The organism is Fodinicurvata halophila (assembly GCF_042651425.1).
GTDB lineage: Bacteria > Pseudomonadota > Alphaproteobacteria > Kiloniellales > DSM-21159 > Fodinicurvata > Fodinicurvata halophila.
Genome location: NZ_JBHSCW010000001.1, coordinates 474,665 through 488,265 on the forward strand (window position 1 = coordinate 474,665; position 13,601 = coordinate 488,265).

The window sequence follows — 13,601 nt, forward strand, 5'->3', positions numbered from 1 at the left end:
GAGAACAAAGTTATGGCTAGCAGGAATATTTCCAGAAGAACGACCTTGAAGGGCATGGCCGCCACAGGGGCCGCAGCGACGACATCCTTCGGCTTCCCTGCCATCCTCAAGGCATCGGATACCGTCCACATCGGCTTTCTGACCGCCCTCAGCGGCCTGGAGACCATTCTGGGCGAGATCCAGCAGAACTGTTTCGAACTGGCGGTCGAGGAAATCAACAACAACGGCGGTGCCGGCGGTCGCGAAGTGGTCTTTACGGTCGAGGACGACCAGACCCAGACGCAGGCAACCATCGACAAGGCACGTCAGCTCATATTCAGGGATGATGTCGATGTCATCATCGGCCTGATCGCCAGCCTGGAGCACGAGGCCGCGCGTACGGTCACGAGCCCCGCCCAGAAGCTTCTGATCTACACCACCTACTACGAGGGCGAGGTCTGCGACCCCTACTACGTCGCCACCGGTCAGGTCCCCAACCAGCAGATCGACCCGATGGTCCCCTGGCTGGTCGAGAATGTGGGCAAGCGCTGCTACATCGTCGGCTCCGACTATGTCTGGCCCCGCACCAGCGCAAAATACATCCAGGAGGCCTTCGAGCGTGCTGGTGGAGAGATCATCGATACGGAATTCTTCCCCTTCGGCATTCAGGACCTGGGGCCCGTCTTCGAGCGCATCAACGAGACCCAGCCGGACATGGTCTGGAGCATGCTCGCCGGCGCGGATGGCGGCACCATGCTGAACCAGTACAACAGCTTCGAGATGGAACCGCAGCTTGTCGGACAGGGCTTCGACGATGTCTATGCCAAGAGCTATCCCGAGCTGATCAAGGGCGTGATTGCCAACCAGAGCTATTTCATGAGCCTGGACACCCCTGCGAATAAGGAGTTCCTGAAGAAGTACAGGCAGAAATACGGCGACGACATTCCGGTGAACGGGATCGGTGAATCCACCTATGCCGCCACCTGGCTGTACGCCAAGGCCGTCGCCAAGGCGGATTCCACCGAGACGGACAAGGTGCTTGCGGCCCTGCCGGAAGTCGAGTTCGAGGCCCCTCAGGGCCACGTCAACATTTCCGCCAAGAACAACCACATGCGTTGCAACAGCATCCTGGCGCGTGCTGGCGACAACGGCAGCTTCGACATCATCGAGGACTTCGGGCAGATCGACCCCGAGATCCCGGGATGCGACCTGACCTGATCTGGCAGGAGGGGCATGGCGTTCGCCATGCCCCTCTTTCTTCATGTGTCTCTCGGCGGGGGCGAGCATGTACGATACGGCGCATCTCTATCTGGACGATTTCAGAACCGGGCAGATCACCTCGACGGAATTCGTCTCCCGGTGCCTGGAAACGATCTCCAAGCGGAATCCCTCCCTGCACGCCCTGAGCGATGTCCTGGAGGACAGGGCACTTGCCCAGGCCGAGGACATCGACCGCAGGAAACGTGAAGGCGGGAAGACAGGCCGCCTGGCCGGCCTGCCCGTCATCATCAAGGACCTGGTCGACGTCGAAGGCGCCCACTGCAAGGCCGGCCTGGAGTTCCTCAAGGATTACGTCGCCCGGCAGGATGCGGAACTGGTCAAGCGGCTGCGCGCCGCGGATGCCGTCATCCTGGCCATGGGCGAGACCGACAGCGGCGCGTTCCTGGTCCGCACCCCGCAGACGACCCACCCCAATGCGCCCGAGCACGTCGTGGGGGGATCCAGCGGGGGGTCAGCGGCGGCGGTCGCGGCCGGCTTCGGCCTGGCCGGCATCGGCACGGACACCGGCGGCAGCATCCGGATTCCGGCGGCCTGCTGCTCGATCGCCGGCTTCAAGCCGACCTATGGCCGGGTGCCGCTGGAGGGTGTCAGGCCCCTGGCCTGGTCGCTGGATCACGCGGGCCCACTGGTGAATTCGGCCGCCGACATAGCACCGATCCAGGCGGTCCTGGATCCGCAGTTCGACAGCACGGGGGGCCCCACTCGCGGACAATTCGTCCTGGGGCATGACCCGAACTATTACGCGGATGCCGTGCCCGAGGTCAGGCAGGCTTTTGACCACGCCCTGAAACTGGCGGAGAGCCTGGGTCACGAGGTGCGGGAAGTCTCGCTGCCCAGCCCGGACAGCGTCCTGGCATTCCACATGATCAACCTGACGGCGGAAGCCGGCGCCTATCATTTCGAGCACTTTCCGGACCAATGGGACAACTACCCCGAGGGAGTCCGGCAGGCGCTGGACATCGCGAAACGGGAACCCGCCTATCGCTATGTCCAGGCCGAACGCGCGCGACAGGGCGCAAGACAGCAGGTCTCACGGGCATTCAAGCAGGTCGATTTCCTGCTGGCCCCCACCCTGCCCGTCCTGCCGCCCAGGAAATCGGACGAGACGGTCGAAACGGCAAAGGGCTCCATTCCCGTCCTGCAGGCCCACATCAGCTATACCTGCCTGTTCGACCAGACGGGGCATCCGGCCGTCTCCCTGCCGATCCACCGGAACGACCAGGGACTGGGCGCAAGCGTCCAGATCGTCGCTCCGCTCGATGAGGACAAGGCCGCCGTGGATCTCGCCGTCGCCCTGGAAGAAGCCAGGGGCCCACTGCAGGGCTAAGCCTCACGCCTCCTCGGTCTTGCGCTTGGACAGGCAATAAACGATGCCGCTCTTGCCCGGATGCGCCATCAACAGGCCCTGCAGCTGCTTCAACCAACCAGTTGGATATAATTGACATATTGCCGCTCGCCCCACATTCTAACGTCCTCATCTTCGGGGACTCACTTGTCGGGCACGCCGATTCCCGGATCAGGAGGCTGTATTGGACTCTGCGGAGACACTCGTTGCCAATGAGATTCCCCATAGCCAACGGCTGATCAATCCAGCGCTGCTCGTCATCGACATGCAGAACGATTTTGTGCGTGAAGGTGCGCCGTTGGAAGTCCCCGACGCCCGCGCGACCGTGCAACCTATCAATCGTCTGATCGGCAAGTTTCGCGAGCGCGGACATCCGATCGTTTTCACCCGTTTCTTGGCCAGGCAAGCGCCTGACCTACTGTGGCTTTGGTCGCCGCAATGCCGTCCGGAGACGAAGTGCTGCTGGAAAGACCACATCCGCAGTTATCCGGACGCGCCGCATCCACTGCAATGTGCGCAAGTGATCGATGAACTGGCCCCCGGCGCTGGCGACGTCGTTATCGACAAATACGGCTATGGCGCCTTTCACGATACGGACCTTGATAAGCGTCTGCGGGCCCTTGACGTCAAGTCAATCCTGGTCACGGGCACTGTCACCCAGATCTGCATTGAGGAAAGCGCGCGTGAAGCATTCCACTTTGGGTATCGCACGACGATTGTCTCGGACGCTGTTTCCTCATTCGCCCCGGACCTTCACGCTGCGACACTCAAGAACTTCGCCATGAAGTTCGGGTGGACCACTGACACGGACACCCTGCTCCAATGGCTGTAGCAAGGACCCTGGCTGGGCCAGTCAGTCTGCGCAATGAAGACGCCTCCGTGCGTCTCGGACGCTGTTCCTGGGAATGCGCTGCACGAGCTGAGATGGGGATAAGCGGACGCGGCGCCCGAGGTCAGGCAGGCTTTTGACCACACGCTGAAACTGATGGAGAGCCTGGGCCACGAGCTGTGGGAAGTCTCGCTGCCCAGCCCGGACAGCGTCCTGGAAGAGGCCAGGGGGCCGCTGCAGGACTAGGCCTCACGCCTCCGCGGGCTGCGGGTGATCGGCGATCACCGCCAGGAAGGCCGCGCCGTAGCGCTCCAGCTTGCCGGCGCCGACGCCGGAGATGCGGGCCAGGGCCGCCTCAGAGGCCGGCCGCGCCGCGGCCATCTCGGCCAGGGTCTTGTCGTGGAAGATGACATAGGAGGGCACGCCCTGCGCCCGGGCCAGCTCCAGGCGCTTCTCGCGCAGCGCCTCGAACAGCGGCTGCACCTCGGGCGGCAGCTCCACCGCCGCCTGCGCCCGGGGCGCCTTGCGGCCGCTGCCCTTCTGCGGCCGGCGCAGCTGCAGGCTCTCCTTGTTGCGCAGGAAGGCGGCGCCGCGCTCGGAGATCGCCAGGCCGCCGTGCCCGGCCACGTCCACGCTGACCAGCCCCAAAGCGATCAGCTGGCGCAGGATCGAGCGCCAGGTGCGCGCGTCATGCTCCTGCCCGATGGCCCAGGTGGACAGGCGGTCGTGGCCCAGGCGGGCGATGCGCTCGTCGCTCTCGCCGCGCAGCACGGCGACGATGTGCGCCTGGCCGAAGCGCTGGCCGGTGCGATAGATGCAGGACAGCGCCTTCTGCGCCGCCTCGGTGCCGTCGAACAGCTCCGGCGGCCGGGCGCAGGTGTCGCAGTTGCCGCAAGGGGCGTGATCCTCGCCGAAATAGCGCAGCAGCGCCTGGCGCCGGCAGTCCGCCGTCTCCGCCAGGCCCAGCAGGGCGTCCAGCTTCTGCCGCTCCATGCGCTTGCGCGCGTCGGGCGCGCCCGAGTCCTCGATAAACATGCGGCGCAGGGCGATGTCGTCGGGGCCGTACAGCATCAGCGCCTCGGCCGGCAGGCCGTCGCGCCCGGCCCGCCCGGTCTCCTGGTAATAGGCTTCGATGCTGCCCGGCAGGTCCAGGTGGGCGACGAAGCGCACGTCCGGCTTGTCGATGCCCATGCCGAAGGCGATGGTCGCCACCATGACGATGCCCTCCTCGTGCTGGAAGCGGCGCTGGCGCGCGGCGCGCGTGCCGGCGTCCAGCCCGGCGTGATAGGCCAGCGCGCGGAAGCCCTGGTCGTTCAGCCAGTCGGCGGTCTCCTCGGTCTTGCGCTTGGACAGGCAATAGACGATGCCGCTCTCGCCCGGATGCGCCGTCAGCAGGCCCTGCAGCTGCCGGCGCGGGGTGTTCTTCTCGGCGATGGCATAGCGGATGTTGGGCCGGTCGAAGCCGGCGAGGAAGCTGTTCTCCGGCGCGATGGCCAGGTGCTCGACGATCTCGGCGCGCGTCGGCGCGTCCGCCGTGGCCGTCAGCGCCATGCGCGGCACGCCGGGAAAGGCCTCGGCCAGGCAGGACAGCTCGCGGTACTCCGGCCGGAAGTCGTGCCCCCACTGGGACAGGCAGTGCGCCTCGTCGATGGCGATCAGCGCCAGCCGCGTCTCGCTGCGCAGCCGTTCCAGCACCTCGGGACGCAGCAGCGTCTCCGGCGCCACGTACAGCAGGTCCAGCTCCCCGGCGCGGATATCGTCCCACAGCTGCCCGCGCGCCGGCCCCGCCAGGCTGGAGTTCAAGGCAGCCGCCCGCACCCCGGCGGCGCGCAGGGCGGCCACCTGGTCCTCCATCAGCGCGATCAGCGGCGAGACCACCAGCCCCAGCCCGTCGCGGCAGAGCGCGGGAATCTGATAGCACAGCGACTTGCCCCCGCCCGTGGGCATCAGCACGAAGGCGTCGTTGCCGGCGATCACATGATCGATGACCTCCGCCTGACGGCCCCGGAAGGCATCGTAGCCGTAGACGGATTTCAGGATATCGAGCGGAGATGAAGGCATGGGGCAGGGCGAATCGGGAACCATGTGGGAACCCTGTCTGCATAACAGCTTTGGCGCGATTCTGCAGGGCGCAATTTTCCCTGTCCGAGGATTTGCAATCCAATAGGTCAAACGCAAACCGCCCGCCGGAACATCCCCGGCGGGCGGTTTATTCTTGGCGATCCTGCCTCAGGCGAGGACGCGCGTAATGCCCCTCACTCCTCGGTCATGGTGATGGATTCGTCCAGGTGCTCGTTGGTGTAGACCGTGGTCACGTCGAAGGGCTCGTCGATGTCGAAGTATTCCTCGACCATCTCGTAGTCGTCCTGCATGCGCTCGGGATTGAAGGCGCCCAGGGCGACCGACGTGGTGGTGGGATCGCGCATCAGCTCCTTGATGCGGCCCCACTGGTCGCGCTGGTTGTCGCGGTCCAGGCCCGAGACGTCCTCCACCAAGGCGTCCAGGCAGGGGTCAAAGTCGTCGACGCAGGCCTTGAAGGCGCGCTGGGTGATCTCGGTGAACTTTTCGACGACCTCGGGGTTCTCCTCCATGTATTCGCCGTTGAAGATCACCGAGTTGCCGTAGGGGTTGATGCCGATGTCGCGCCAGGCGACGAAGCCCAGGTCGTCGCCGAACTCGCGCACCTTCAGGTCGTGCTCGTTGTAGAAGTCGCTGGTGATGTCGATGGCCCCGCTCTTCAGCGAGGTGATCTTGGCCTGCGGGCTGACGTTCACGAAGTCGACGGAGTCCGGGTCGATGCCCACGGTCTCGGCGAACAGCGGCCACATGACCCGCGAAGCGTCGGCCGGCGGGTTGCCGATCTTGTGCCCGGGGAAGTCCTCGGGCCCCTCGATGCCGCTGCTCTTGAGCCAGTAGAAGCCCTGGGGCGAGTTGGCATAGACCACCATCACCGCGACGATGTCGGCGCCCTTGCTCTTCGCCACCAGCGAGGTGGCCATGTCGGCCACGCCCACTTCCGAGCGGCCGGCACCCACGCGCTGGGCCGAGGCGGACGAGCCCTGGCCGGCGTCGATGCTGACGTTCAGCCCGGCGTCCTCGTACCAGCCCTGCTGCTGGGCATAGAAATAGGGCGAATGATCGGCGGTGGGCACCCAGTTCAGGATCATGTCCAGGTCTTCCGCCACGGCCGTGCCGGGCAGGACCATCGCTGCCGCGGCAGCCAGTTTTGCTAATGTTTTCAACGAAGTCTCCCTTCCTTGTTTGTCGCGGCCGAACCTCTTGGCGTGCAGCCGCGCCAAGCCCGCCCGGGCAAAGCGACAGGGCCGGGCTTGGAGATAAGCCGAAAAAACGTTACCCATTTCACTTCATCGGATCAATAATTAACCAACTGGTTGGTTTTAAGTTGGACATGACAGACATGCGATCTCCCCGGCGCAAGGCGCCCCCCTCGCAAGACCAGGCGTCGCCGGACAAGGCGCCCCCGCGCCGCCGCAATCCGGTGGAGACGCGCCGCGCCCTGCTGGACGCCTCCATCGCCGAGTTCGCCGAGAACGGCCTGGCCGGCGCGCGCGTCGACGCCATCGCCAGGCGCGCCGGGGTGAACAAGCAGCTCGTCTATCACTACTACGGCAGCAAGGACGAGCTCTTCACCGCCTCGCTGGAGGAGGTCTACCGCCACATCCGCACCCAGGAGCGCGAGCTGGAGCTGCACGCGCTGGAGCCGGTGGCGGCTATGGAGCGCTTGGTCGGCTTCTCCTTCGACTACCTGGCCGAGCACCCGGAGTTCATCACCCTGCTGAACGACGAGAATCGCATGCGCAGCGCGCACCTGAAGGACTCGCGCGAGCTCGTGGACATGCACTCGCCGCTGGTCGAGGTGATCGCCACCATCCTGGAGCGCGGCGTGCAGCAGGGCGTCTTCAACGAGCGCTTCGGGCCGGTGAACCTCTATATCTCCATCGCCAGCCTGTCCTATTTCTTCTTCTCCAACAACTCCACGCTCTCGGCCATCTTCAATCGCGACATGTCCACCCCGGCCGAGGTCGCGCGCCGGCGCCAGCACGTCATCGACCTGGTGCTGCACGCACTCTGCAGCAATTATCAACCAACTGGATAGTTGACAGCGCTGGACGCGATCTCCTAGGCTTCCCTCATCCTCTCAGCTTGCAGACAGTGGTGACGATGCAGGAAACCCAAATGGCGACCCCGAAGCCGCAACAGAGCCGGCTTCCCACCAACCAGCTCATCGTCGTCGGCGTCCACATCGCCGCCTTCCTGCTGTGGGAACTGCTGGTCCGTGTCCTCGAGGTGCAGCAGTTCATCCTGCCGCCGCCCAGCGAGATCCTGGCCACGCTGGCCGGCGAGCAGTACAGCTGGATCTCCAACAGTTACGTGACCGCCCTCGAGATCTTCGGCGGCTATGCGCTGGCCGTCGTCCTGGGCGTGCTCTGCGCGCTGATCTTCACCTGGTCGCGCCTGGCCTTCGTGCTGTTCTTCCCGCTGCTGGTCACCCTCAACATGATCCCCAAGGTGGCGCTGGGCCCGCTGGTCATCGTCTGGTTCAGCTACGGCATCGGCACCAACATCCTGATCACCTTCAGCCTCTGCTTCTTCCCGATCCTGCTGACCACGGTGCGCGGCCTGCGCGAGATCGAGCCCGACCTGCTGGACCTGGTTAAGTCGCTGCGCGCCTCGCGCTGGCAGACCTTCTACTACATCCAGCTGCCGGGTTCGCTGCCCTATATCTTCTCGGGCATGAAGGTGGCCGCCATCCTGGCCGTGGCCGGCGCCATCGTCGGCGAGTTCATCGCCTCCAGCCGCGGCCTGGGCTACCTGATGATCCAGGTCCAGGCCTCGCTGGACACGCCCGCCATGTTCATGGCCGTCATCCTGATCACGCTGATCGGCGTCGTCCTCTACGGCCTGGTCATGGCGCTGGAGCATTTCCTCGTGCCCAAGGACGCGCGGCTGTCGTGACCTGTCCCGCTTTCGAGACCAGCCCCGCTATCGAGACCAGAAGGAGCAAGGCCAACCCATGACCTCGCAAGACCCGACATCAAGCGCACAATCCGGCCCCTGGCTGGACGCCTCCAACCTGCCCGACCGCTTCGCCAGCATCGCCGAGCTGGAGGACTTCATGGCGCGCCCCTCGCGCGTGCTGGCCGACGAGCTGGACCAGCTGGACGGCGACATCATGGTCCTGGGCGCCGCCGGCAAGATGGGCCCCTCGCTCTGCCGCCTGGCGCGCAACGCCGCCCCGGACAAGCGCGTCATCGCCGTCGCCCGATTCAGCGACCCGGCCGTCAAGTCGGAGCTGGAGGCCGCGGGCGTCGAGACCATCGCCTGCGACCTGCTGGACCCGGCCGCGCTGGAGGCCCTGCCCCGCGTGCGCAACATCGTCTTCATGGCCGGTCGCAAGTTCGGCGCCGAGGGCAACCAGCCGCTGACCTGGGCCATGAACGTCCATGTCCCGGCCCGTGTCGCCGAGACCTTCCGCGAGTCGCGCATCGTCGCCTTTTCCACCGGCTGCGTCTATGCCTTCGCCCCGGTGGACGGCATGGGCGCCGACGAGGACGCGCCGCTGACCCCGCCCGGCGAGTACGCCAACTCCTGCATCGGCCGCGAGCGCATGTTCAGCTATTTCTCCGACCTCCACGGCACGCCGGGGCGCCTGTTCCGCCTGAACTACGCCATCGACCTGCGCTATGGCGTGCTGCACGACGTGGCGCTGAAGGTGAAGCAGGGCCAGCCCGTTGACGTCACCATGGGCCACGTCAACGTGATCTGGCAGGGCGACGCCAACGCCCTGGCCCTGCGCAGCCTCTATCACTCCACCGCCCCCACCAGCCCCCTCAACGTCACCGGGCCCGAGGTCATCTCGGTGCGCTGGCTGGCCCGGGAGTTCGGCCGCCTGATGGACCGCGAGCCAATTATCACGGGCCAGGAGGCGGAGACCGCCTGGCTGTCCAACGCGGCCGAGGCCTGCGCCACCTTCGGCTACCCCCTGGTGCCGCTGAAGCGCATGATGGCCTGGACCGCCGACTGGCTGCAGCGCGACTCGCCCACCTATGGCAAGCCCACGCAGTTCGAGGTCCGCGATGGCGCTTACTAGCCAGGTCGCCACCGAGATTCTGGACGAAAGTCACCTGCCCGACCTGATGGCGCTGTCGCGCGAGGCCGGCTGGAACCAGCTGGAGGCGGATTGGCGCCTGTTCCTGGACCAGGGCCGGGTCTTCGGCGTCCTCGACGCCGGCCGGGCGGTGGGCTCCGCTGCCATCCTGCCCTACGGCGACGACTTCGCCTGGATCGGCATGGTCCTGGTGCGCGGAAGCCACCGCAAGCAGGGGCTGGGCACCCGCCTGCTGGAACGCTGCCTGGACGAGCTCGACCGCCAGGGCCGCATCGCCTGCCTGGACGCCACGCCGGCCGGCGAGCCGATCTATCGCACCCTGGGCTTCGAAGGATCGCTCAGGCTCACCCGCTGGCAGGGCCAGGGCCGCGCGCCCGCCGCACACGCGGCGGAAGGCAGCCTGGTGCCGCTGTCCCAGCCGGAGGCCTTCCTGGCGGCGGTCGCTCTGGACGCCGCGGCCCTGGGCGCCGAACGCCGGCCGATCCTGGCCAGTCTTGCCCAGCGCCTGCCCGAGGCGGCCTGGATGACAGAAGACAGCAGCGGCGCCATCCTCGGGCGCAATGGCGACCTGGCCAGCCAGATCGGTCCGCTGCTGGCCGAGACCGAAGAGACCGCCGTCGCCCTGCTGGACAGCGCCCTGGCGCAGCTGTCGGGCCGCGTCTTCCTGGACGTGGTGGATACGCGCCAAGCGGTGGTGGACCACCTGCAGGCCCGTGGCTTCACCCAGCAGCGGCCTTACCTGCGCATGACCCGGAACGCAGATCGCAGAATAGGCGACGCCACGAACCTGCACGCCATCGCCGGGCCGGAGTTCGGCTGATGACCTTCACGACGTCACGCAAGGAGGCCTGACACCATGGGGCTGCACCATTCACAGCTTGATCCCGACCTGCTGGCCCGCTTCCGCAAGGGCGCGGTGATCCCGGCCCATCCCCTGGCCCTGGACGCCGAGCGCCGGTTCGACCGCCGGCGCCAGCGCGCGCTGACGCGCTATTACGTCGACGCCGGCGCGGGCGGCCTGGCCGTCGGCGTGCACACCACCCAGTTCGCCATCCGCGACCACGGCCTCTACGCACCGGTGCTCTCCGCGGCCATCGAGGACAGCAAGGCCTGGAGCGATCGCAAGCTGTTCATGATCGCCGGCATCGCCGGCCAGACCGAGCAGGCGATGGCCGAGGCGCGCACCGCCGTCGAGCTGGGCTATCACGCCGGGCTGGTCAGCCTGGCCGCCATGAAGGGCGCCGACACCGAGCACCTGATCGCCCACTGCGAGCGCATCGCTAACGAGATCCCCGTCGTCGGCTTCTACCTGCAGACGGCGGTGGGCGGCATCGAACTGCCGATGGAGTTCTGGCACCGCTTCGCCGCCATCGACAACGTCATCGGCATCAAGGTCGCGCCCTTCAACCGCTATCGCACCCTGGACGTGATGCGCGGCGTCGCGGCCGCCGGCGCCGAGGATCGGGTGACGCTCTACACCGGCAACGACGACCACATCGTCCTGGACCTGCTGACCCCCTTTCAGGTGCAGCGCGGCGGCGAGACGGTCACATTACGCTTCCGCGGCGGCCTGCTCGGCCACTGGTCGGTCTGGACGCGCTCGGCCGTGCAGCTGCTGGAGGGCATTCATGCGGTGATCGACGCGGGCGGGACGGCGACCCCCGAGCTGCTGGCGCTCGACAGCCGGGTGACCGACTGCAACGCCGCCGTCTTCGACGCCGCCAACGGCTTCGGCGGCGTCATCGCCGGCTGTCACGAGGTGCTGCGCCGGCAGGGCTTGCTCGAGGGCCTGTGGTGCCTGGACCCGGACGAGGGGCTGGGCGTGGGCCAGGCGGCCGAGATCGACCGCGTCTATGCCGAGCACCCCGATCTCTCGGACGACGCATTCGTACAGGACAACCTGGAAAGATGGCTCTCATGACGGCTCAAATCGACACCGCAGGTAACACCACAGACGCCACGACTTCTAATGAGGAGGCCTTCATCCGCCTGCGCAACGTGCGCAAGGTCTTCCGCACCGGCGGGCAGGAGTTCCTGGCCGTCTCCGACGTCACCATGGACATCGCCGAGGGCGAGATCGTCTCGGTGGTCGGGCCCTCGGGCTGCGGCAAGACCACGCTGCTGCGCATCCTGGCGGGGCTCAGCGACGCCCAGGACGGCGAGGTTTCCATCGGTGGGGCGGCCGGCGGCTTCACGCCGGGGCGCGACGTGGGCATGGTGTTCCAGCAGGCGCTGCTGCTGAAATGGCGCACCATCCTGGAGAACGTCATGCTGCCCGCCGACATCCTGAAACTGCCGCGCAAGCAGAGCCGCGAGCGGGCGCGGGAGCTCCTCGACATGGTCGGGCTCAGCGGCTTCGAGAACAGCCGCCCCTACGAACTCTCGGGCGGCATGCAGCAGCGCGCCGCCATCGCCCGCGCGCTGATCCACGACCCCAAGCTGGTCCTGATGGACGAGCCCTTTGGCGCGCTGGACGCGCTGACCCGCGAGAAGATGAACCTGGAGATGCTGCGCATCTGGGAGGCCAGCGGCAAGACCATCGTCTTCGTCACCCACGGCATCCAGGAAGCCGTCTTCCTGGGCTCGCGCTGCGCCGTGCTCACCGCCGGCCCGGCCCGCATGGCCGACTACTTCCCCATCGACCTGCCCCAGCCGCGGACGATGGACATGAAGACCTCCGATGCCTTCGGGCAGTACGTGAAGCGGATCTATCAGCAGCTGGGGATGGATTAGGGGAGTTGAGGAAGCTTGTAGCTCCAGCACTCAGCGACCACTCCGTTTCGCTAATTTATAACGAATGCGTAAGGACGCCCCTTTCCCCTTGGGAGGAGCGTCGACGATCTCGTCTCCAGGCTTCATGAGCTGTCTCATTACGCTACAACACGAAGGCATGCTGTGCCTTGAACCTGGGTATTCTCCCACATTTCGATGAAGCTCGCCCGCCGATACTTCCAGGAACGCCCGATCTTCTCGTTTCGCTTGGAGCAGCCAGTTGGTTAGAGTTTCACGGAAATCATCTACTGTTAGAGCCATTTATTCCTCGTCATCACCCCAAGCTCCTTACCATCGTACTCGTCACAGCGGAATTCCGAGGGTAATCACTAACAATACATGCGTGATAACTAGCTATCCATCACCGCCTTCTTCATCTACCGATAGAAGTGACTTGTGATAAACTCTTATAATAATTTGCATTATTTGGTTTAGGATCTTAGTGTTGCTTCGTAGATGCGCCGCCTTCTTCGAGTTCCCCTTTTCTGGCTGCGCTCTTCACCTAAAATTCCTACAGAAAATTCGGGCAAATCCAAGAAAGTCTCAAAATCTTGATCTCGCGACCCTATAATATTTGCCGATATTTTTGGCGTAAAATCAGCTGGCAACTCTTTTGAGATAAGGTTTAATTCTTCTATATTATTAACTTTTTTGTAGATTTTCTGCAAATTTCTTCTTAATTCTTTCTTTGCTTCATTTATACTATTTTTATCCATATTATCTTGTTTTATAATATCGGAATACTTAAATATAGATATTAAATTCTTGATATCGCCACGGCGCCGTTGCTTCCAGTCAATCTCTTCCTCATCTACATCAAAAACATCTTGAACTTCTTCAACTACTTCACTTCCAAAATCTACTGCCTTTTCTCCATACTCCATAACATTCGAAATCGCTGAGGGGCCTTGTGATAAAATTGAAACTAAAGCTCCAGCCCCAATTAAAACATTTAGATATGTTCCACCCTCATCGATATGCAGGTTAATATCAAAATTATTTCCATATATCTCCCTGGTTATTTTAATTAATTCGCTTTCAAACTTTTTTCTATTTTCTTCAAAAGATTTTTCTTTATGAATATATTTATCAATATGTAAATATGTAGCTGCAACAATAATCATCCCCCTCCCTTTCTCCATTATATTACAACCGATGTATAAGTTTCTTTGGGTAATAATGCTTGGCAAAGCTGCCTAGCAGTAGATTAATGTCCTCCGAGGTTGGGCAGAAGTTCGCGCAAAAAATGCAGGTATGTCAGAAGA

General features: G+C 64.0%; 12 protein-coding genes. 9 read left to right on the top strand and 3 right to left on the bottom strand.

Features of this window, described 5'->3' with window-relative positions; all coding sequences use genetic code 11:
• The first annotated feature begins 12 nt into the window (after window positions 1-12).
• The 3 genes from ACFOW6_RS02260 (at window position 13) to ACFOW6_RS02270 (ending at window position 3,437) form a co-directional block, all read left to right on the top strand.
• Complete coding sequence (locus ACFOW6_RS02260; protein ID WP_382420699.1) at window positions 13-1,197, top strand: substrate-binding protein; 1,185 nt, start codon at window positions 13-15, stop codon at window positions 1,195-1,197.
• Window positions 1,198-1,264: 67 nt separating this feature from the next.
• Window positions 1,265-2,587: an amidase gene (locus tag ACFOW6_RS02265; protein WP_382420700.1), complete on the top strand. Its 1,323-nt coding sequence runs from the start codon at window positions 1,265-1,267 to the stop codon at window positions 2,585-2,587.
• Window positions 2,588-2,789: 202 nt separating this feature from the next.
• Window positions 2,790-3,437, top strand: a complete 648-nt coding sequence (locus ACFOW6_RS02270; protein ID WP_382420701.1) for a cysteine hydrolase family protein — start codon at window positions 2,790-2,792, stop codon at window positions 3,435-3,437.
• A gap of 246 nt (window positions 3,438-3,683) precedes the next feature.
• On the opposite strand, the gene recQ is transcribed toward ACFOW6_RS02270, so the two are convergent.
• Both recQ and ACFOW6_RS02280 read right to left on the bottom strand, forming a co-directional pair.
• Window positions 3,684-5,519, bottom strand: a complete 1,836-nt coding sequence (gene recQ, locus ACFOW6_RS02275; RefSeq protein ID WP_382420702.1) for a DNA helicase RecQ — start codon at window positions 5,517-5,519, stop codon at window positions 3,684-3,686.
• A 170-nt stretch (window positions 5,520-5,689) separates the two neighbouring features.
• Complete coding sequence (locus tag ACFOW6_RS02280; protein WP_382420703.1) at window positions 5,690-6,676, bottom strand: ABC transporter substrate-binding protein; 987 nt, start codon at window positions 6,674-6,676, stop codon at window positions 5,690-5,692.
• 176 nt (window positions 6,677-6,852) lie between these two features.
• Here ACFOW6_RS02280 and ACFOW6_RS02285 point away from each other — a divergent pair, with 176 nt between their 5' ends.
• From ACFOW6_RS02285 to ACFOW6_RS02310, 6 genes are all read left to right on the top strand, one after another.
• Window positions 6,853-7,551: a TetR/AcrR family transcriptional regulator gene (locus tag ACFOW6_RS02285; protein WP_382420704.1), complete on the top strand. Its 699-nt coding sequence runs from the start codon at window positions 6,853-6,855 to the stop codon at window positions 7,549-7,551.
• An 80-nt stretch (window positions 7,552-7,631) separates the two neighbouring features.
• On the top strand, window positions 7,632-8,411 hold the full coding sequence (locus tag ACFOW6_RS02290) for an ABC transporter permease (RefSeq protein ID WP_382420705.1): 780 nt from the start codon (window positions 7,632-7,634) through the stop codon (window positions 8,409-8,411).
• 58 nt (window positions 8,412-8,469) lie between these two features.
• The gene (locus ACFOW6_RS02295; RefSeq protein ID WP_382420706.1) at window positions 8,470-9,546 is read left to right on the top strand and encodes an NAD-dependent epimerase/dehydratase family protein; all 1,077 of its coding nucleotides are present in this window, start codon (window positions 8,470-8,472) and stop codon (window positions 9,544-9,546) included.
• Window positions 9,533-10,384 carry a GNAT family N-acetyltransferase gene (locus tag ACFOW6_RS02300; protein WP_382420707.1) on the top strand — a complete coding sequence of 284 codons (852 nt, stop codon included), beginning with the start codon at window positions 9,533-9,535 and terminating at the stop codon, window positions 10,382-10,384. Before ACFOW6_RS02295 ends, ACFOW6_RS02300 begins: the two co-directional genes overlap by 14 nt.
• Window positions 10,385-10,420: 36 nt before the next feature.
• Window positions 10,421-11,485, top strand: a complete 1,065-nt coding sequence (locus ACFOW6_RS02305) for a dihydrodipicolinate synthase family protein (protein WP_382420708.1) — start codon at window positions 10,421-10,423, stop codon at window positions 11,483-11,485.
• A complete protein-coding gene (locus ACFOW6_RS02310; RefSeq protein ID WP_382420709.1) occupies window positions 11,482-12,297 on the top strand; it encodes an ABC transporter ATP-binding protein in 816 nt (271 codons plus the stop codon). Before ACFOW6_RS02305 ends, ACFOW6_RS02310 begins: the two co-directional genes overlap by 4 nt.
• A gap of 470 nt (window positions 12,298-12,767) precedes the next feature.
• Here the strand turns inward: ACFOW6_RS02310 and ACFOW6_RS02315 are convergent, their stop codons facing one another.
• Complete coding sequence (locus tag ACFOW6_RS02315; RefSeq protein ID WP_382420710.1) at window positions 12,768-13,460, bottom strand: hypothetical protein; 693 nt, start codon at window positions 13,458-13,460, stop codon at window positions 12,768-12,770.
• Between the last annotated feature and the right edge of the window lie 141 nt (window positions 13,461-13,601).

Bases quoted from the DNA above. Each gene is read 5' to 3' on its own strand.
- ACFOW6_RS02260 (WP_382420699.1), top strand. From the start codon at position 13: ATGGCTAGCAGGAATATTTCCAGAAGAACGACCTTGAAGGGCATGGCC.
- ACFOW6_RS02265 (WP_382420700.1), top strand. From the start codon at position 1,265: ATGTACGATACGGCGCATCTCTATCTGGACGATTTCAGAACCGGGCAG.
- recQ (WP_382420702.1), bottom strand. From the start codon at position 5,519: ATGGTTCCCGATTCGCCCTGCCCCATGCCTTCATCTCCGCTCGATATC.
- ACFOW6_RS02285 (WP_382420704.1), top strand. From the start codon at position 6,853: ATGCGATCTCCCCGGCGCAAGGCGCCCCCCTCGCAAGACCAGGCGTCG.
- ACFOW6_RS02290 (WP_382420705.1), top strand. From the start codon at position 7,632: ATGGCGACCCCGAAGCCGCAACAGAGCCGGCTTCCCACCAACCAGCTC.
- ACFOW6_RS02295 (WP_382420706.1), top strand. From the start codon at position 8,470: ATGACCTCGCAAGACCCGACATCAAGCGCACAATCCGGCCCCTGGCTG.
- ACFOW6_RS02300 (WP_382420707.1), top strand. From the start codon at position 9,533: ATGGCGCTTACTAGCCAGGTCGCCACCGAGATTCTGGACGAAAGTCAC.
- ACFOW6_RS02305 (WP_382420708.1), top strand. From the start codon at position 10,421: ATGGGGCTGCACCATTCACAGCTTGATCCCGACCTGCTGGCCCGCTTC.
- ACFOW6_RS02310 (WP_382420709.1), top strand. From the start codon at position 11,482: ATGACGGCTCAAATCGACACCGCAGGTAACACCACAGACGCCACGACT.
- ACFOW6_RS02315 (WP_382420710.1), bottom strand. From the start codon at position 13,460: ATGATTATTGTTGCAGCTACATATTTACATATTGATAAATATATTCAT.